General features: G+C 42.5%; 15 protein-coding genes. 4 read left to right on the top strand and 11 right to left on the bottom strand.

What is annotated here, in order from left to right; all coding sequences use genetic code 11:
• Positions 1 to 81: 81 nt before the first annotated feature.
• The 7 genes from CHA01nite_RS16240 to CHA01nite_RS16210 all read right to left on the bottom strand — a co-directional run bounded on the left by CHA01nite_RS16240 (position 82) and on the right by CHA01nite_RS16210 (position 8,143).
• Positions 82 to 597: a hypothetical protein gene (locus CHA01nite_RS16240; protein ID WP_174771835.1), complete on the bottom strand. Its 516-nt coding sequence runs from the start codon at positions 595 to 597 to the stop codon at positions 82 to 84.
• A 1-nt stretch (position 598) separates the two neighbouring features.
• Positions 599 to 1,126 carry a hypothetical protein gene (locus tag CHA01nite_RS16235; protein ID WP_146943267.1) on the bottom strand — a complete coding sequence of 176 codons (528 nt, stop codon included), beginning with the start codon at positions 1,124 to 1,126 and terminating at the stop codon, positions 599 to 601.
• Position 1,127: 1 nt separating this feature from the next.
• Entirely contained in the window at positions 1,128 to 3,869 is a 2,742-nt protein-coding gene (locus tag CHA01nite_RS16230; protein WP_146943265.1) for a COG1470 family protein, read from the bottom strand.
• The gene (locus CHA01nite_RS16225) at positions 3,862 to 4,668 is read right to left on the bottom strand and encodes a WxL protein host-binding domain-containing protein (protein ID WP_146943263.1); all 807 of its coding nucleotides are present in this window, start codon (positions 4,666 to 4,668) and stop codon (positions 3,862 to 3,864) included. The genes CHA01nite_RS16230 and CHA01nite_RS16225 overlap by 8 nt, the downstream gene beginning before the upstream one ends.
• Positions 4,669 to 4,753: 85 nt before the next feature.
• Positions 4,754 to 5,332, bottom strand: a complete 579-nt coding sequence (locus CHA01nite_RS16220) for a hypothetical protein (RefSeq protein WP_146943261.1) — start codon at positions 5,330 to 5,332, stop codon at positions 4,754 to 4,756.
• 306 nt (positions 5,333 to 5,638) lie between these two features.
• The gene (locus CHA01nite_RS16215) at positions 5,639 to 7,243 is read right to left on the bottom strand and encodes a BamA/TamA family outer membrane protein (protein ID WP_146943259.1); all 1,605 of its coding nucleotides are present in this window, start codon (positions 7,241 to 7,243) and stop codon (positions 5,639 to 5,641) included.
• Between the two features lie 105 nt (positions 7,244 to 7,348).
• Positions 7,349 to 8,143 (bottom strand): SDR family oxidoreductase, encoded by a 795-nt coding sequence (locus CHA01nite_RS16210; protein WP_146943257.1) that lies wholly within the window; start codon positions 8,141 to 8,143, stop codon positions 7,349 to 7,351.
• Between the two features lie 415 nt (positions 8,144 to 8,558).
• On the opposite strand from CHA01nite_RS16210, the gene CHA01nite_RS16205 reads away from it, so the two are divergent.
• The 3 genes from CHA01nite_RS16205 to CHA01nite_RS16195 all read left to right on the top strand — a co-directional run bounded on the left by CHA01nite_RS16205 (position 8,559) and on the right by CHA01nite_RS16195 (position 14,881).
• Positions 8,559 to 11,447 carry a SusC/RagA family TonB-linked outer membrane protein gene (locus CHA01nite_RS16205; protein WP_146943255.1) on the top strand — a complete coding sequence of 963 codons (2,889 nt, stop codon included), beginning with the start codon at positions 8,559 to 8,561 and terminating at the stop codon, positions 11,445 to 11,447.
• Between the two features lie 25 nt (positions 11,448 to 11,472).
• Entirely contained in the window at positions 11,473 to 12,981 is a 1,509-nt protein-coding gene (locus CHA01nite_RS16200) for a RagB/SusD family nutrient uptake outer membrane protein (protein WP_146943253.1), read from the top strand.
• A gap of 94 nt (positions 12,982 to 13,075) precedes the next feature.
• A complete protein-coding gene (locus CHA01nite_RS16195) occupies positions 13,076 to 14,881 on the top strand; it encodes an alkaline phosphatase (RefSeq protein WP_228458437.1) in 1,806 nt (601 codons plus the stop codon).
• Between the two features lie 74 nt (positions 14,882 to 14,955).
• On the opposite strand, the gene CHA01nite_RS16190 is transcribed toward CHA01nite_RS16195, so the two are convergent.
• The 4 genes from CHA01nite_RS16190 to CHA01nite_RS16175 are packed head-to-tail and all read right to left on the bottom strand — an operon-like array spanning position 14,956 to position 18,183.
• Positions 14,956 to 16,188, bottom strand: a complete 1,233-nt coding sequence (locus tag CHA01nite_RS16190) for a 3-phosphoshikimate 1-carboxyvinyltransferase (protein ID WP_146943249.1) — start codon at positions 16,186 to 16,188, stop codon at positions 14,956 to 14,958.
• A gap of 50 nt (positions 16,189 to 16,238) precedes the next feature.
• Positions 16,239 to 16,565, bottom strand: a complete 327-nt coding sequence (locus CHA01nite_RS16185) for a nucleotide pyrophosphohydrolase (RefSeq protein WP_146943247.1) — start codon at positions 16,563 to 16,565, stop codon at positions 16,239 to 16,241.
• Positions 16,565 to 16,756 (bottom strand): hypothetical protein, encoded by a 192-nt coding sequence (locus CHA01nite_RS16180; protein ID WP_146943245.1) that lies wholly within the window; start codon positions 16,754 to 16,756, stop codon positions 16,565 to 16,567. Before CHA01nite_RS16180 ends, CHA01nite_RS16185 begins: the two co-directional genes overlap by 1 nt.
• Positions 16,757 to 16,770: 14 nt before the next feature.
• Positions 16,771 to 18,183 carry a hypothetical protein gene (locus tag CHA01nite_RS16175; protein ID WP_146943243.1) on the bottom strand — a complete coding sequence of 471 codons (1,413 nt, stop codon included), beginning with the start codon at positions 18,181 to 18,183 and terminating at the stop codon, positions 16,771 to 16,773.
• 180 nt (positions 18,184 to 18,363) lie between these two features.
• Here CHA01nite_RS16175 and CHA01nite_RS16170 point away from each other — a divergent pair, with 180 nt between their 5' ends.
• Entirely contained in the window at positions 18,364 to 18,615 is a 252-nt protein-coding gene (locus tag CHA01nite_RS16170; protein WP_146943240.1) for a type B 50S ribosomal protein L31, read from the top strand.
• Positions 18,616 to 18,702: the final 87 nt, after the last annotated feature.

The raw sequence follows: 18,702 nt of genomic DNA, 5'->3' as shown, positions 1-18,702 counted from the left end.
AATTGCTAATTGCTAATTGCTAATTGCTAATTGCTGATTGCTGATTGCTGATTGCTGATTGTCTCTTACCTGTTCTTCAACTTAAAGGGCACTTATAGTAAAAACAATGCGGCTGCTGTAAGTTGCGGCAGGAATGGTGACGGATACGCCGGTTAATTGCAGCTGAACCGGGATGTTAGTATAGGAAGCTAAGGCAAGAACTGCAGTAATCCGGAACAATTCAACGTCTGTGGCTAAAGGGACAATGGTATAGTTTGTGCCGCCGGTAATCGTACAGGCAGCACATGAGGTTGTTCCGTTACCGGTTCGCCGGGCATTCAGAACGAGGCTTGAATTCCATAAAGGGTTGGCTTCATAATGTATGCTCACTTTTCCGCTTCCCAAAAGCAGTGGGACAGTTGCCGTCAACAGAATTTCATTTGCTGCACTTTCATAAGTCCCTGCATAATTATTTCCGGCTTCTGTAATGACAGGAATATTTAAAAGCCAGTTTGTTCCGTCGACCGTCAGGGTCCGTTGTGACTTTATTTCCCAACATATCAGTAGAAGAACAGATAAGGTAATTTTTTTTATATATTTTTTTAAAAATAAAAGCATATCATTCAGTTATGGTATAAGTGATAACAATAGGCGTGTTTGTCCGGGCCGCTATATTAGCATACGTATTATTTGATAAAGTAATGGTTAGCTGATGGCCGTTATTGGCACCGTTTCCTGTAAATGCTCCGCCGATCCCACTGATGATGGTCTGTGCGGCCGTTGTTAATATAACCTGTGCCGAAGGAATTCCTAAAGTGCCGCCGCCGGATCCTGAAGCAGCAGCTGCCTGAATTCTGATATCGGTTCCCGGGATAATCTGGTTAATGGAAGCGGTGATTCTCCTTGCAATTCCAGAAGCTGTAATGGCAGAAGTATAGTTAATCCATTTGGTAGTATTGGATGCGGGAACAGTTATGGCATTTCCTGCTTCGGTGGGGGCGGTGTAATTAAAGGCGATGGTGCCGGCAGGTTCTATATCCATTAAGGTTACTACAGGAAGCGTTAAGGTAACGGTTCGGCTTCCGGTAGTCTGTGAAAAGATTTGAACGGATAATAACAGTGCGGAAAGAAATATCAGTTTTACCATATTATCTTTGTTTTGTGCATTCATTATAGCTCACGCGGATGGATTCCTGCTGATACCTGATTTCAGTCTGCTGTTTTACAACATTAAATATAATTTTTTTAGCTTCTGCAGGTTGTAAGTGTAAATCATAATGCTCAACCGGAATTTTATATTTTTTATCAAGGCCGTTCCGGTAAATCTTTACTTTCCATTCGCCTGGGCGGAGATAGGTAAAATCAAAATATGCTCCCAAAGCCACTATTTTCCGGTACGTAAGTTCACCATCCGATGCTTCTACAATAAGGTTTTCTTTTTTCTTTTTATCTTTTGCAGCCGGTATATGGACAAAACTTTCCGCACCGGTTTCGGAATACTCAATTCTTCCATGGATTGCTGCTGCTTCCGTAAGTCCGAAATTGTAGATGTTTTCCTGATTACCCAGATGTAGCGCAGCAGGCAGCGTTACATTGGCAATATCATTGATGTGGATGGTGGAACGGTCAATTTCAAGAAAATAATCGCCGGGAACAATATTTTTAAATACAAAATTCCCGTTCCGGTCAGTAACTGATAAATGATTTCCCAGCATCAGCCGGATGCCATCCACTTTTTTAACACCGAGATTACTGATGTTTCCGTATAAACCGGTATATTCTGCCTTTTTCTGAATCGGTACATTCAGACGTAAAGTATACCGGAGCGAGAAAATAAAATCTTTGTTTTCCAATTCGCCACGCTGCAGGGCATATCTTCCCGAAAGATCAAATTCATGACCGGGAACAATCTGCTGATGAAACAGCAATTCGAAAAGATTCCGGTCTGCAAAATATTCTTCAGGCATATAGTTGTTCTGATAAAACAGGCTGAAGCTGGTTTTATCAGAAAGGCGGCTTAATATTCGTGCCCCATAATAGACCTGTTTCTGATTCGGAAGTTGGTAACGCGAAGTTACCGCATAGCTCCCAAATACATTGAATGAAGTCCTGAATTTCTCAAAACTGACTGTTGCCGTATAAAAGCCGGAATTTCCGGAAAAGCCCAGAAGGTGATTATCCGTTTTGCCGGACTGGCCCTGCAGATTGATCTGAAAAATTCCCAGTTGCTGATCAAGGCTGAATCTGAAAAACTTTTCTTCATAATCGAATTTTCTGGGCATCAGGCGGTCTTCATACCGCTGAAATCCATTATAAAGCATGATCGAGCCGTGTTTCGCATACCGGTACTGGATTCCATACTGGAGATATTTCCGGTACGGAGCAGCCAAAAATACAGTATCGCGTTGAAAATTTTTAGCATCATGAACGTAATTGGCCATAATATTAACTTTATTAAAAATCTGATACTGGAAATTTCCGTTAAAAGTACTCGTATTATTAAAGTATCCGGCATATTCCGGACTGGTCCGCATATACATCAGATTGCCGTTTATTTTATTAAAATTGAAAATGGTCTGAATCATCAGAGCATTTCCATGCGTTTCAGCAGTTTGACTGTAAGAAGCTTCTCCGGAAATTTCTGTATTTTTATTGAGTTTAAATTTTCCCATCACATACGGCAGATGGGCATCCGAATCCAGCCTGAAATTTGAAAAACTGAGTCCTGCATTTTCCGGTCTTGGAATTTTGTACAGGTACCCGGCAGTAATTTCAGATTCTTTTGCTATTTTATATTTTGCATACCCATTGAATTCATCTCGGATATCCCTGAAAAACCTGGGATGGTTGTAGAATCCTCCGAAACTGAATTTTTCAGCATCCACCCGGATTTCCACGCCCCGGCCGTATCGTGCATATTCCGTAAGAAATGAAGATGAGTAATTTTTATCACCAAGATGAACGAAAATATTATCCCTTTTATAATTCACAAAATATTCTTCATAAGATGTAAAAGAATTGAATTCTATAGGATTTTTAGTGACAGCACGAAATTCCACAAGATTTTTTTGGTCTTTATCCAGGCTTCCTTTGCCATATATTTCACCCTGAAATCCGTCCTGATATTCCCCGCGGTTCTGCATTCCGATGAAAGACGCGGAAAAAGAAACGGGCAGCCGGTGGAACAGGTCTTCTTCTACAGGATTTATGGCAATAACCTGAGTGCTGCTGTAAGCGCTTTGACTTTCCTTCGGATTACCGGTATCATACACCGAAAGGTTTACATTTTGAAATTCGTTTTTCTGCAGATCCGGACTCGTATTTTTCATTACTTTGATGATCTTTTCATCTCCTGCCCGTAAAACAATGGCTGCAGCTTGGTCAATGACCGCATTTTTGCTTTCCAGCATCAGGTTTTCAGTAACATTCCCTGTGTTCTTTAAAAGAAAGGCAACGGTAATGATTTCTCCTGCTTTTACGAATTCGGGAGCATCTAAAACGGTCACTGTAATTTGTCTTTTACCGGAAACTGTAAATTCGGTATGCTTCTCAAACTGTTCTCCGGTATTTTTCTCCCTGCCCTTTAAACTTACAGTGTAATACCCCTGCGGAGTTTCGGCAGCCAATTTTAAAGGAACGATGTAAACATACTTACCGGAACTCCGGATTTCTATTGATCCGGTCGTAATAAGCGGAATGATAAACGGGCTTGCAGATATAACCTGCAGGTCATAGATTTTAATCGCGGCATCCGGGTTTTCGATGGTAAAGGAAACGGAAGTAGTGGTTCCCGGCCGCAGATCATCTTTATTGTCGGCAAAACCTTTTTTTTGCGAAAAGATAAATACGGGAAAAAGTATGAATAAATATAATATACATTTTCTAACCATCCTTTACTTCTAGTTCCACATTCAGGGCAAAAGCATTTTCATCTTCATCGGTGGCAATGAGAACCGCATTGTATTTTGCTGCAGGAGTCTTTTCAAGATCAATGGGAAATGATTTTGAAGTCTGCGGCAATAAGCCCATAGCCAGACTGGAAAAAGTACCTGTTTTTTGTCCAGTGGTTTTATTGTAAATCTCTACGGTAACCGTTGGTTTGCAGTAGAGATTTCCTTTGTTGGCAATAGCCACATTCAGAAACCTCTTTCCGTTTTCTTTTCCCAACTTTATACCTTCAAACTGTAAATCAGGCTTTGCTCTTTCGGTATTGATATCCGTTATTACCTGGACGGCATACCGGATTACCGAAGTAATACTCACTCCATGCCTGTTTTCATCCGGTTTTATTTCTTCTACAGGCTCTACCATAATGACGCTCCAATAGCTGCCGGGACCGGATACCTGATCCGGAACGGTAATTTCATAAACGATTTCCGTTTTTTCTTTTGCTTTAAGGATCACCAGATTCGTATTCATCCTGATCCAGCCGGAGTTGGTCCTGGTATGGCTATCCGGTGCTGAATAATGAATGGTTCCGTCCGAATGATAGGTGAAATCCTGAAGAAAAAGTTTGACATTCTGCAGCTTGTTTCCATTGTTTTCCAAGGCAATACTCCCCCGGTAAACCTTTCCGTTTTCCACTTTATGGGTATGGGAAAGCCCGTTAAGGACTACAATTCCAGCCTGTAAAAAAGAAAAATGAGAAAAAACAGTAATCAGCAACAGAAGATGCTTTATTATATTCATATAAGGTTGGGTTAAGGGTAAGGCAATGAAATCCTGTAGAAGCCGTATGGAGCTCCTACTAATTCAGACCTGAATCAATGTATAACTAGTTGTCTGAAATGGTATAGGTAACTGTAGCTACCGTGGTTGCCGTTGCCTGCAGGTCAGCATAAGCGGCAACACCTCCGGGCCCGCTGCCGGGCGCCAGGGAGTACGTCAGGTTATGGCCGTTATTGGCACCGTTTCCGGTATAGGCACTTCCTATTCCTGAAATGATCGTCTGGTCGGCAGCACTTAAAGTCAGCTGGGCAGCCGGAGTTCCAAGGGTTCCTCCGCCTGCACCGGTAGCCGCTGCTGCGGTTACACGGATATCAACTCCCGGAACAACGGCATTTAATTTTACGGAAACGTTACGGGTAGGATCGGCAACGGATTTAATGGAGGAGTAGTTAAGCCATAGGGTATTATTAGCCGCATTGGCTGCTACCGGATTACCGGCTTCCGTGGGGGCTGTGAATCCCAGGGTAATGTTTTTGGTGGCCGCCGGTTCGATGTCTACCAGCGCGACTTCCGGAACGGAAATGGTGATGGTGTGGTTGTCTGTGTTGGTATCCTGTGCGCTAAGATGGGCAGTTGCACTCAGTGCAGCGAAAGACAAAGCTAAGGTGAATTTAAATCTTTCCATGGTGATATATTTAGTTTGATGAAATTAATAAAATTTGGTATTATATAAAAGTTTTTTAACATTAAATTCTCCTTACGCTTTAGATATCAACTAATTGATGAAATAGTCAGGGCTGAATTTTCAGGAATATTACCACTAAATCACATGATCAGAATATGATTAAAATCACTTCATTGCATATTTTTCACAGTGTAGTGTAAATTTATATATTTTTCATTGAAAGATATTTCAGGCTTTCGTGTCCTGCCGGTTGTTCATAACGGTAAAATTTAAGAATAAGCTGGAAGCTTTTCGTATTGGGATCGGTTAAAACCGGCTTAGAATTCCCCAATGGATTTTAATATCATTGAATTTAAAAGGATTTCCGAATTCGTTCCCGTTGGAGAGCTGGAAGCTCATCAGGCCGATCGGAATGAAGAAATTGAAGCCGAGTCCCACACTGTAAAGCTTAGGTTTTACATTCAGCGATTTGTTATTGAGCTGGCCGTATTGCCCGAAGAGATCAAAGAAAGCCTGGCTGCCGATCAGGTAACGGTATTCCAGACCTCCGTAATAATAGAAATCGGCGGCGAGGGAATTTTCATTGAAGCCCCGCATGGAATTCCATCCCCCGAAGCGGTACAGCTCATTGGCGGAAAAATCGATTTTGGAATCCATCATCGCACCTTCCGCCTTGATGTTGAGGAAATGGTTTCCGTTGATGTGGTAATTATGCTCCCCGAAGAAGTAGAACTGGTTCTGCGGCGCTCTGATATTGTCTTTGGTATAAGTTGTTGTCAGGTAATCATATCCCCCGTTGATTTTCGTTTTGTAAAGGAATAGGTCAATATCGGTAGGTTCTATCATTTCAAACCAGATCCCGATTCCTTTTTTGTTGTAATCTTTTCCCTGTACATACAGAGTATCGATAATGCTGGAGCTTTCAAACGTTCCCCTGAACCCGATTTTATTCCGGGAATTGATGTGGTAATAAAACGCAGGAAGCGCTTTTACATTGGCAAAAGTGGAATCCTGGCGGAAAATATTTACCTTCATGTTCAGACCGACATTCGATTTGAAAAGATAGGGAATATCCGTCTGAAGGTCGAAAGTCTGCCCTTTGTCCGGGTTTCTCTGCCAGTATAAATTTACCGTTTCGAAACCGTTGAAAATATTCCTGAAGTTCACGTTCAGTGTACCGTTTAATGTAAATTTATCGGTCTTATCGTTTCCGAATCCGATGACCCCGTCGAAGCTGTTGGTCTTTTTCTTCTCCATGAACAGATAGATGCTCGTGGAATCTTTGGTAAACAAAGTCTGAGGCGGCCGTTCCAGCGTTACAAACTGGTGGCTCTGGAAACTTTTATTAATGGCGACCAGATTTTTGTCTTCATAGGTTTTTCCCTTGAATTCCTTTTCAAGATTTTTAATAAATCTTTTAGGAACGCTGGTGTATCCTTTTACAACGAAACCATCGATCGTCCTCTTGTTATTTTTACTGATATCAAGTTCCACCACAGGATAGCCGTTTTTCTGGCCTTTATATTTCGATTTGATCCTGCTGAAGGCGAAACCGTCATTGATGTAGCTTTTGTTGATGCTTTTTTTGGTAGAATCTAAATTTTTTGTGAAAAATTCTTTCTGAATTTTTGTTTGCCGGACGATGGAATCCGAAAGGCTGACGTAAGTCTGGTTAAAATTTTTTCCCTTATCGTAAACAATTTCTGTGCTGTCGCCTTTCTTCCGGACTTCTTTCAGCTGTGTGAAAAAATAGTTGGTTTGAGCCAGGGAATCCAGGAATTTAACGGCAGACGCAGAATCTTTTACCTTCTTTTTTACTTTTGTTTCCGAATCGGTAAGGAAATAATGCTTCTTCTGCGCATGAACGAAAACGCAAAACAGTACAAAAAATATTTTCAGAAAGAGTTTCAAACTTTAAATTTTTAAACCATTATGCAATTACTGATCATTTATTTAATTTACCGGTAGCCTTATGGTTTAAAATCATTGGGATTAGATTTGTTTAAATAACTGAATTTACGCCATTTTATTATATTTCTTCATTAAATTCTCGTAAGTTCCCTGGGGAAGAATCCATTTCAGGGGAACGCCTATTTTCTGTCCGAATTTACCGAAATAGTAGTGGGCTTTCCAGGTCTTTTTGGTTAAAAGCTGATCCACATATTCCGCTACTTCAAGAGGTTCCGTGCCGTCGCCGACATGGGAATTCATCAGGGCATATACTTTATCAAAAACACTTTTGTAAGGCTCTGAAACTTTCGTGCGAACCCGGTTTTCAGCAATATTGGTTTTGATATCGCCTAAGTGCAGTGAGCACACATACACGTTCCAGGGGTAAACTTCATACCGCATGGCTTCCGTCACTTTATCCAATGCTGATTTCGAAGCGGAATAGAATCCTCTGAAGGGCAGTCCCATTTCGCTTCCGATACTGGAAACATTGATGATCTGACCAAATTGGTTTTCCCGCATTTTCGGCATTACGGCACTCATCATCTGCACCGCACCTACGAGATTCAGATTGAAGAGTTTTAAAATATCCTCTTTTGAAGAATCTTCCACGGCACCTACCATCCCCATTCCTGCATTGTTGATCAGGACATCGATTCTGCTTTCCGTTTTCAAAACTTCGGCAATGGCTTGCTGTACGGCATTATTATCCGTAACATCCGTCGGAATCGATTTGAAATAAGAACTTTCGGTATGCTTCCGGCTCAGCCCGTAAACTTTATGGCCTTTCTTGCCGAAATATTCGGCCAGTACAAAACCGATTCCCGATGAAGTTCCTGTGATGATGATGGTCTTTGACATGATTAATTAAAATATTGATCTGAAGAGGAAATAAACGAATTTTTCCCTGCTTTAAATGATTAATTATAAGCAGAATTCAAACAAAATCCAGCTTCAGCAAATGTAGAAAAAGAAAACGGAACTCCTTCATTTATTCATCCCAAAATAAAGCCCGGTGAATCTTTTTTCCGAAATATTTTAGTCTAGGTAATCAGTCGGATAATAAGCTTAAAATAAAATTAATGTCTATCCCGGAGTGTATTCAGGAAAAATAATTATCTTGATTGTATATCGTATTGATACAGAATCTTTTAATTTTTGTGGTAGCTTAATCCTGGTCAACTGGAATAAATTTTTTAATAAAAGCACAATATAACCTTAATGATCCCTGAGGAAGGGCTGTTTTAATTTTGCATCAGCTTAAATCAAGGATTTTATGAATGTATTTAAAATCCCCATCTCGGTAAATTATTTTACGGGGAGGGTATTACTTATTGGTGCCATCACCGCCTCACCACTATTTCTGGCTCAGAAAAAAGACAGCTTAAAAGAAAAAAGCCTGGATGAAGTTGTGGTTGTGGGATACGGAACACAGAAAAAAAGCAAAGTATCGGGAGCGGTTACGGAAGCTTCATTGGATAAACTGACTTCCAGATCATTATCCGGAGTAGGTGAAGTGCTTCAGGGAAAAGCACCCGGGGTCACCGTAGTGAATGAAGGTGGTGATCCCAACGGAACGCCGCGGGTGAATATCCGGGGTTTGGGAGGGATTAACGGAGAAACACCGCTGTATGTGGTGGACGGGGTGGTTTTTAACGGAACCCCTTCTGTCAATCCCAATGATATTCAGGATATTTCCGTACTTAAAGATGCCTCGGCTGCCATCTACGGGGCACGGTCATCAGGAGGGGTTATTCTCATTACCACCAAAAAAGGAAAGAAAGGAACCCTGACGGTAGATTTTGATGTAAAATACGGATTGAACCAGGCATGGAAGATCAGGGAAGCCTTAAATGCCGCCGAATTCCAGGACGTCATGTACAAAGCCTATGAAAATGCGGGCAAACTGAACAGTTTACCTATGGCTTTCAACCCGGCTCTGTATCCGGACGGCAGAATAACAAGAACCGACTGGATGAAGGAGATTTTCCATACCGGTGCCATCCAGGAATATAATGTAAACCTGAGCGGAGGAAATGAGAAATCCAGATATTTTGTAGGCATGAACCACCGGAATCTGGAAGGGATTTTATTGAATACCCAGGCCAAGAGATACAATTTCAGAGTCAATTCCGAGCATAAAGTGAAAGAATGGCTGACCATGGGTGAAAATATGTATTATAATTATTCCGACGGAAATTCTGCCGATACCCGGAGTGCTTATACCGGAGCTTTAGTCGCTGCTATGTATTATCCGCCCAACGTTTCCGTATATACGCCGTCAGGTGCTTATTCGGGACTGCCGGTGGATGTGGCCGGAGGCTATGGGGATGTCATCAATCCGGTGGCTTATCTTCAGAGAATCAACATCAGAAACCCGACTCATGAAATCCTGATCAACCCCTATGCAGAAATCACGTTGGCAAAAGACCTGAAGTTTCGTTCCAACTTTTCACAGACCTTCAGGATCGGCAGTGTGAAGAATTTCACAGCACGGGTTCTGGAGGTGGGTAAAATATTCGATACCAATAGCCTGGAGTACCAGTCCAACAATTCTTCTACCGCTCTTGCAGAGCAGATTCTTACCTACAAGCTCACAGCAGGCAGGCATAACCTGGATTTCCTAACCGGATTTACCTTCCAGAAGACCATCGATGACGGTTTTATGGCAAAAGCTTATGATTTCAGAAGTGAATCGGAAACGTTCCAGTATCTTCAGAATGCAGCCGATACCAATAAAGATATTTCCAGCTACCGCTATAAACAGTCTTTGGTATCTTATCTGGCCAGGGTAAATTACGATTATGCCGGTAAATATATTGTAAGTGCCCTGGGAAGACGGGACGGCTCTTCGCTTGTAGCCCAACAGAACCGTTTTGCCAATTACTACGCAGTGTCCGGAGCATGGGTGGTAACCAAAGAAAATTTCATGCAGGGTATTAGCGGGCTTTCCAATCTCAAGGTCAGGGGAAGCTACGGAATCCTGGGGAATCTGGGAGGTATTTCATCCCAGGCAGTGAATCCGCTGATGACCCGATACAACAATGTGGTCTTCGGACAGGATCCTTCCCAGAATATTGCCTATTATGCGACAACACGCCCCAATCCGGATCTGAAATGGGGGAAATCCGAGCAGACAGACTTTGGGGTGGATGCTTCTTTCCTGCACAACAGCCTTTCGGTACAGTTTGATTATTTTATTAAAAATTCGAGGGATCAGATCTTTAACGTAAGCCTTCCAAGCACCTCAACCTATTCCAACCAATACGTAAATGCCGGATTATTCGAGGACAAAGGGTATGAACTGGGAATCAATTATAACAGCAAAGCTACCGGAGATTTTAACTACTCGATCGGAGCGGTATTCAGTCAGTTAAAAAACACGGTGAAACAGTTGGCGGGCGTAGATGAGATCTTTATTAATGATAATGGCGTAAGAGGGGTTTTAAAACCCACAAGGGTAAAAGTAGGCGATCCTTTGTATTCGTTCTACGGCTACCGGACGGGAGGGATTTTTCAGTCGCAGGAAGAAATCAACAATTATAAAGATGCCAACGGAAACCTCATCCAGCCGAATGCCAGGCCGGGAGATATCAAATTCCTGAAGAAAGACGGCAATACGGGAACCCTCAACAACAATGACTTCGTGAATCTCGGAAGCCCGTATCCTAAGTTTTCTTATGGACTATCCTATAATATGACGTGGAAAAACTTTGATCTGAATCTATTCTTCCAGGGTGTTTACGGAAACAAAATCTTCAACGGGTTTAAGTTTGTTTCACTGAACCCGGGAGGAACAGGACAAAACTATAATATGGACCGCGATATCCTGAACGCATGGACGCCACAAAATACGGATACCAATATTCCAAGGCTGGTACAGGGCGATCCGAGTGGAAACTATTCCAAAGTTTCGGATTTTTATGTGGAAGACGGATCTTATGTACGGCTGAAAAATCTTACCATCGGATATTCGCTGCCGAAAGACCTTTATAAAAGACTGGACATCACTAAGCTGAGAATCTATATTACGACGAACAATCTTTTTACCATTACAAAATATACAGGCTTTGACCCTGAAGTGGGAATGAACTCGTATGGAGTGGATACCGGAAGGTATCCGCAGGCCCGTTCATTTATTTTCGGGGTAGAAGTCGGATTATAATTTTTTAACCATTAAAAAAAGAAAAATGAAAATTTTCAATAAAATATTTTTAATATCAGGAATCGCTGTAATGCTGTTGTCCTGTACGGAAGAACTCGATGTTCAGCCGGAAGGAACGCCTACCGAAGCAAGTTTCTGGAAAACGGAAAATGACCTCATCACAGGAGCCAATGCGATGTACAGGCCGCTTGCAGACAGTGAATTTTACGGAAGAGGCCTTTTCTGGTTCATCAATGCCAGTGATGATATGGTAACGGGAAGATCAAAGAGTGAACCCGATAATGCCAAAAATTTCAGCAGCAATTATATCGCTGCAGGAGACCTCGAAACCCAATGGAATAAAAGATATACCGTGATCGGAGTCGCCAACCGGGTCATCCGGAATATCGACAACATCCAGACATCAACGGCGGTAAAAAACAAGTATCTGGGAGAAGCACTGTTTATGAGCAGCAGAATGTATTTCGAGCTGGCCTATAACTATGGGAACGAAAAAGCCGGCGTTCCGATTGTAGACCGTACTAAAGATCCGGATCCCAATCCCGTTCCGAGGGCAGCAAATGTGACGGAAAATTACAATTATATCGTTCAGGACCTGAAAAAAGCTGCTGACCTGCTTCCGTACCAGGAACAGCTTCCTGCAAAAGATTACGGCAGGCCGCATAAAGCAGCAGCATGGGCTTTGCTGGCGAAAGTTTACCTGTTTATGAAAGACTGGCAGAATGCGGCTTTCTGGGCCAATGAAGTGATGACCAAAGGGAACAGGAACCTTTTGACAAACTATTCGGATGTCTTCAAGGCGGAAAACAATTACAGTTCCGAGTACATCTGGTCGGTACCGGGGACAACCAAGTTCAATTCCGTTGGAAGCATCCTCCCGGGAGTAATGCTGGAAAACAAAGGCTGGGGACAGTACAACGGATGGGGATATTTCCAGCCTACGAAAGAGCTGTATGATGAATATGAAACGGGAGACTTACGAAGAAGCGCTACGATCCTGAAACTGGGCGATAAATTTACCTTTAACGGTACGGAAAGAACCTATGCTTCCATCAATTCGCTTACCGGTTACCAGTTCAATAAATACATGGACGCTTTTAAATATCCGCTGAACAGCGGGCATGTAAGTGCCAACGGAGATTACCCATGTACTGATCTTGCAGTTCCGATCATGCGCTATGCTGAGGTGATCCTGATCAAAGCGGAAGCTTTGCTGATGATGGGCCAGAATGCCGACCAGGAAATCAACAGGATCAGAGTCCGTGCAGGCCTAGCTCCGAAAACAGGATGTACCCTGGCAGACCTGAAGCATGAAAGACGTTGTGAGCTTGCCGGCGAATGGGCAGACCGTCACCGCGATCTTGTGCGTTGGGGCGATGCACAGGCCAATTATGCAAAACCGCTGCATGGGATCAACGGACAGACGGTCTGGGCCGCCCGGAACTTCAATCCATCGGTACATAACGTCTGGGCCGTTCCGCAGGTGGAGATCGTAAACAGCAAAGGGGTTATCAAACAGAACGAAGGCTGGTAAACATTTAATTTAAATAAAGTTAACCCCTGTCATCACGGATATCCTGTTCTGATAGGGCTTTTCAGAAAATATTATGAAGGTATTGAAAATTTGCATGGTCTTGGCGTTAGGGATCTGGTCCGGGAACCATGCACAGAATTATCTGAACTACAGCACGGCCAACGCGCATTCACATAACGATTACATGCAGGATGTCCCTTTCTGGGATGCCTACTATGCACATTTCGGATCCGTGGAAGCCGACGTTTTTCTTGTGAAGGACCGATTGTGGGTAGCCCATACGGAAAAAGACCTGTCTCCGGACCGGACCCTGGATAATCTGTATCTGAGCAATATTTCAAGGCAGATAAAATTAAACAAAGGTCATGTCTATTCCGGCAATCCTCAGAAGCTTCAGCTGCTGATCGATATTAAAAAAGAGGCTGCGGCAAGTCTGACAGCTTTAGTCAATGAATTAAAAAAGTATCCCGAAATTACAGGGAATCCCGAAATCAAAATTGTTATTACGGGAGACCGGCCGAAGCCGGAAGATTTTAGAAACTACCCGGATTACCTGTACTTCGATGGTGACCCGGAGCAAAATTATACTGCAGATCAGCTGAAAAAAGTAGGGATGTTCAGCTCGGATTTCGGAACCCTGGTGAAATGGAGCGGAAAAGGAATTCCGAGAGATGAGGAAACGGCAAAGATCAGAAAGGTTGTTGAAAAGGCACATGCCCGGAATAAGCCCGTCCGTTTTTACGGAGCCCCTGACTTTACAAACGCCTGGGTAAACCTCATGGATCTCGGAGTGGATTACATCAACACCGATCACATTCCGGATCTTAAAAAATTCCTGAATGCGATTCCGAAAAACTTTTATAAAAACACAAAAGAATATAGCACCTACACGCCGACTTATAAGACGGACGGAATCAGCAAAAAAGTAAAAAATGTCATCCTGCTGATCCCGGACGGAACTTCTCTGCCCCAGTATTATGCTGCGTTCACGGCTAACAGAGGAAAGCTAAATGTCTTTAACATGAAGGCTACGGGATTATCCAAAACCAGTTCCTTTAACGCATATATTACCGATTCGGCGCCGGGATCTACCGCTTTTGCAACCGGTATGAAAACCAGGAATACCTTTGTGGGAGTAGATGAGGCAGGAATACCTTTAGCCCAGATCCCCGATATTATTGCTGAGAAAGGGATGGTTTCCGGACTGATTTCCACCGGAGATGTTACCGATGCCACACCGGCAGACTTTTATGCCCATTCGGATAACCGGAACAGTTCGGAGCCTATTCTGAAAGATTTTATTGCTTCCAAAACCAGAATCCTGATCGGCGGACCCTCCAGCGGATTAACAGAAGAAACGGAACAGAAATTCAGGGATGCAAAAATTAACATCTACCACGATTTGAAATCAGCAGCGAAAGTCAAAGGCCGTACTTTGGTGGTCGATCCGCTGGCGTCCCGAAAGATGACCGACGGAAGAGGAAGCTGGCTGGCAGACGCTTTTGATCTTACCCTGAATAACCTGAAATCCAATGAAAAAGGATTTTTCATGATGGTGGAAGCTTCCCAGACCGATGGAGGAGGACATAGCAATAACATCGGGCAGCTGGTTACCGAACTGCTGGATTTCGATGAGGTCGTGGGAAAAGCCATGAAATTTGCCGATGAAAATAAAGAGACCCTGGTGGTGGTACTGGGCGATCATGAGACCGGAGGGCTGAGCCTGCTGGACGGAAGCCTGAAAGAAGGCTGGGTGTTCGGAAACTTCAGCACCAATGATCACACGTCGCTGCCTTCCAGCGTATTTGCTTACGGTCCGAATTCAAAAGAATTTACAGGGTTGTTTGAAAATACGGAAGTTTTTAATAAAATACTGGCGGCCTACGGTATCAGGAAATAGAAAGTTGATTATTTTTTATAGGAAAAGGCTGCCTTATAATAGGGCAGCCTTTTTCGTTTATTCTAATTCGGAATTTAATCATTGATGTTCACCAGGATGTTTTCAAGATCCTTCCAGAACATCGGGTAGGATTTTTCTACCACCTCTTCGTCTTCAATATTCAATTCTTTGATCAGACAGAACGGTGCAAAACTCATCGCCATCCGGTGGTCCTGATAGGTTTTGACCGAAATATTTTCCTGTGGCTCTCCGAAGCTGACCGACTGAATGGTTGAATCGGTAATTCCGGTTTCCGTTCCCAGCTTTTGCAATTCGTTGTACAAAGCCAGCAGCCGGTCGGTTTCTTTTACCCTAAGCGTTCCGAGTCCTGAAATTTCAAAGGGGATTCTCAGAGCTGAAGCCGTGACACACAGCGTCTGTGCAATATCAGGGCAATTGTTCATATCCAACGAGATCTTTTCCGGAAACTGAAAATTTTCCAGAGGCTGAAGGGTAATTTTGTGTTCTTCTTCCGTAAAAATTGTCTGGATACCGAAAAATTCCCTATAGATTTTGGCAATGGCAGAATCTCCCTGTGTAGATGCTTTGTAAAAACTTTTCAGATGGAGCGTTTTCCTTCCCAGTGCAGCAAATGAATAGAAATAAGAGGCAGAGCTCCAGTCGCTTTCCACTTCATAATGAATAGCCGGCGACGGATGCTCGGTAAAGGGTTCGACCCTGATGGTATTTCCGGTAAAGCTGTTTTTAATTCCGAATTTCGTTAAAATGTCCAATGTCATTTCAATATAGGATCTCGATGTAATATCACCGATCAGGTTAATCTCCAGTCCGTTTTCCAGCTTTCCGGCAATCAGCAGGAGAGAAGTGATGAACTGGCTTGAAATACCGGCCGGAACATCCACGCTTTTCTCTGTGATTTTTCTCCCGGTAATTTTCAGGGGCGGAAAGCCTTCATTTTCCAGATAGCCGATTTCCACGCCCAGTTTTTGCAGAGCGGCAACCAGGTTTTTGATCGGCCGCTCTTTCATTCTTTTCGATCCGGTAAGAACGGTTGTTTTTCCTTCCTGAATAGAATAATAAGACGTCAGGAACCTCATCGCTGTTCCTGCATGGTGGATGTCCACGGTTTCCGTATTTTCGGAAAGGGCCTTTCTCAGCAACTGCGTATCGTGTGAGTTGGATAGGTTCCCGATTTTTATATTGCTAAACAGGCTTTCCAGAATCAACAAACGATTCGAAATACTTTTCGAACCGCTGATCTGTATCGTCTGGTTTTCTTTTAATTCTGATTTTTTAAGCTTCTTCATTGTTCTTCCGGTTGGGATTGGAAATTATTTACCGTGCTAAACTTCCGGCACTATTTCAATTTTTCATTATTCTGATGGCGCTCCTTGTCGCGATCGGTTTTTATTTTAATTTTTTTATCGAAAGCTTCCTGCAGGTTCACTCCGGTCTGATTGGCTAAGCATAACGTTACAAACAGCACATCGGCCAGCTCCTCTCCAAGGTCCTTGGATTTATCGCTTTCCTTTTCGCTTTGTTCACCATATCGTCTGGCCATAATCCGGGCTACTTCACCGACTTCCTCCGTCAGCATTGCCATATTGGTCAGTTCATTAAAATAGCGGACGCCGATCTTGCTGATCCACTCGTCTACTTGTTTCTGGAGATTTGTAATTTCCATTAAGGTTTATGTTTTAGCTGTTCCTCAAGAACGGTAACTTTAGATTTTAAAAGGATCAGTTCTTCTTCCTGGCTGTCCGTAGTGCCCATATTTTCAGTGAAGTCGGCCAACTTTTTAAAGAATTTTCTTACGGCAAGATATACGATAATCAGTACAATAAAAGCACCTGCTTTAAAAAGACCGAAATCCATATTCCATATTCTTTTTAAAAATACTGATAGGCTCCCAGGGTCGGGTTTGAAGTCCTGGATACGTTGGCAATATCCGTAGGAGCTGTTGCTGCAACCGTAGTGCTTCCTTTTCCGATGGCAGGGGAGTTCTGCTTCACCCGCATATTCATTTTCGCAGCAAAATAATTGACAAACAGAGGATCCTGGTTTTTAAGAGACTGAATGACATTGGTATTGGTGTCGAAATTAAACCCGGCTTCTGAAGTTCCGGAATATTTGATCAGGCAGTTCTGGAGCGTAAAATTAAACAGCTGTCCCGGCGTCTGCTCAAAACTCACTGAATTATCACGGTCTGAATAAACAATGCTGTTTCTTACATTAAGGATCAGGGCACCCTGTTCTTTTGTCCCGGATTCATTAGTCCATTCATTGCTGGCATAGATCCCGTTCCTGTTGTAGGAATGGAGAAGATCCGAATAATTGGCAATGGTACAATGCGTCAGGCTATGGGTTCCTCCTTTAAAGATACCGATCGCCGATTCGCCGCAGTTGTTCATCACCAGATTTTTTGCATTGATCGTTGAAGCCACCGAATACATGCCGTATTCCTGGAACGTATGGATGAATGAATTGTTGATTGTAGCATTGGTCTGTTTCAGCTCAAGCCCTCGGGTACCACCGAATAAACGGGTGTAATTCATATTTAAAGTAGAACCGGCACTCATTTTAATGGAATTCCAGTTTTTAGGAATGGTATCGTACGCCGGATCATTCCGGTCACCGCGGAGGGTGACATTATTGGCAAGCGTACCGTTGATGTTCAGGGTTGCTCCTGAAAGCACTTTCATTCCGCTGTTTTTATGGAAATAGACTTTTGTTCCCTGCTGGATATTTAGAACGGTATTCTGATCGACCGTAAGGTCTCCGTAAATAATTTTAGCCTTATTGCTGGTCCAGCTGGTATTGGAGCTGATTATATTAGGATTGGTTGGGGTTTTAATAAAAAACTCGGCATCCTGAACCACGGAGAACAAAACTACCTGCTGCTGCCCGGCCGGGCTCTGGAACAGGACTTTGTCTTCGGCAATCGCCTCCGGTCCGCTCGCTTCCGGAGCAATTTCAACGAAAATATATAAACTGTCTTTCTTTCTTAGAGGAACATCTTTAAAATCATAGCCCGGTTTTCCGTCTACATTGATCTTATATAAAGAAGCAGCGCCTTTTTCCAGATGAATTCTTGGAATCAGAATGTCCTTATCTTCATTATTATATACTTTTACGGCATACGTTTCGGAACGGACCTGGTGGTACACCGTATCGCAGAAAACCGTGTCCCTTGAAAAGCTCAGTTCCTGAGAAGGCGCATCAAAACTGATGTCGTCTTTATTACAAGAGACTGCCATAACAAGCATCCAGAAAGAAAAAGCCAGTAATAATTTGAATTTCATCGAAATTAAAGTTTAAATAGATTTCAAATTTAACGAAAATACTTTAATTTTCTTATGATGAAAAAATTATTGCGTCTTATTTGCAATTTCAAAAAAATATTGTATTTTTGCACCCTAAAATTAGCAGAGAAATACCATTACTATTTCGAAAGCAAACTTTAATTTTTTAAAAATTGTATTATGAAAAAAGGAATCCACCCAGAAAATTATAGACTTGTTGTTTTCAAAGATATGAGTAACGACGAAGTATTTCTTTCAAAGTCTACAGCAGAAACAAAAGACACCATTGAGTACGAAGGACAAGAGTATCCTTTGATCAAAATGGAAATCTCCTCAACTTCTCACCCTTTCTACACTGGTAAAGTGAAATTGGTTGACACCGCAGGTCGAGTTGATAAGTTCATGAACAAATACAAAAAATTCGCTAAGTAATTTTTTGAGATCAAAATATTTAAAAGTCTTCCAAATTTTGGGAGACTTTTTTATTTGTATTTTTGCTGTACCTTAAACTTTGAATCT

This window comes from Chryseobacterium hagamense (assembly GCF_007991455.1).
GTDB lineage: Bacteria > Bacteroidota > Bacteroidia > Flavobacteriales > Weeksellaceae > Chryseobacterium > Chryseobacterium hagamense.
This window is presented reverse-complemented; position numbering and strand designations above follow the sequence as displayed.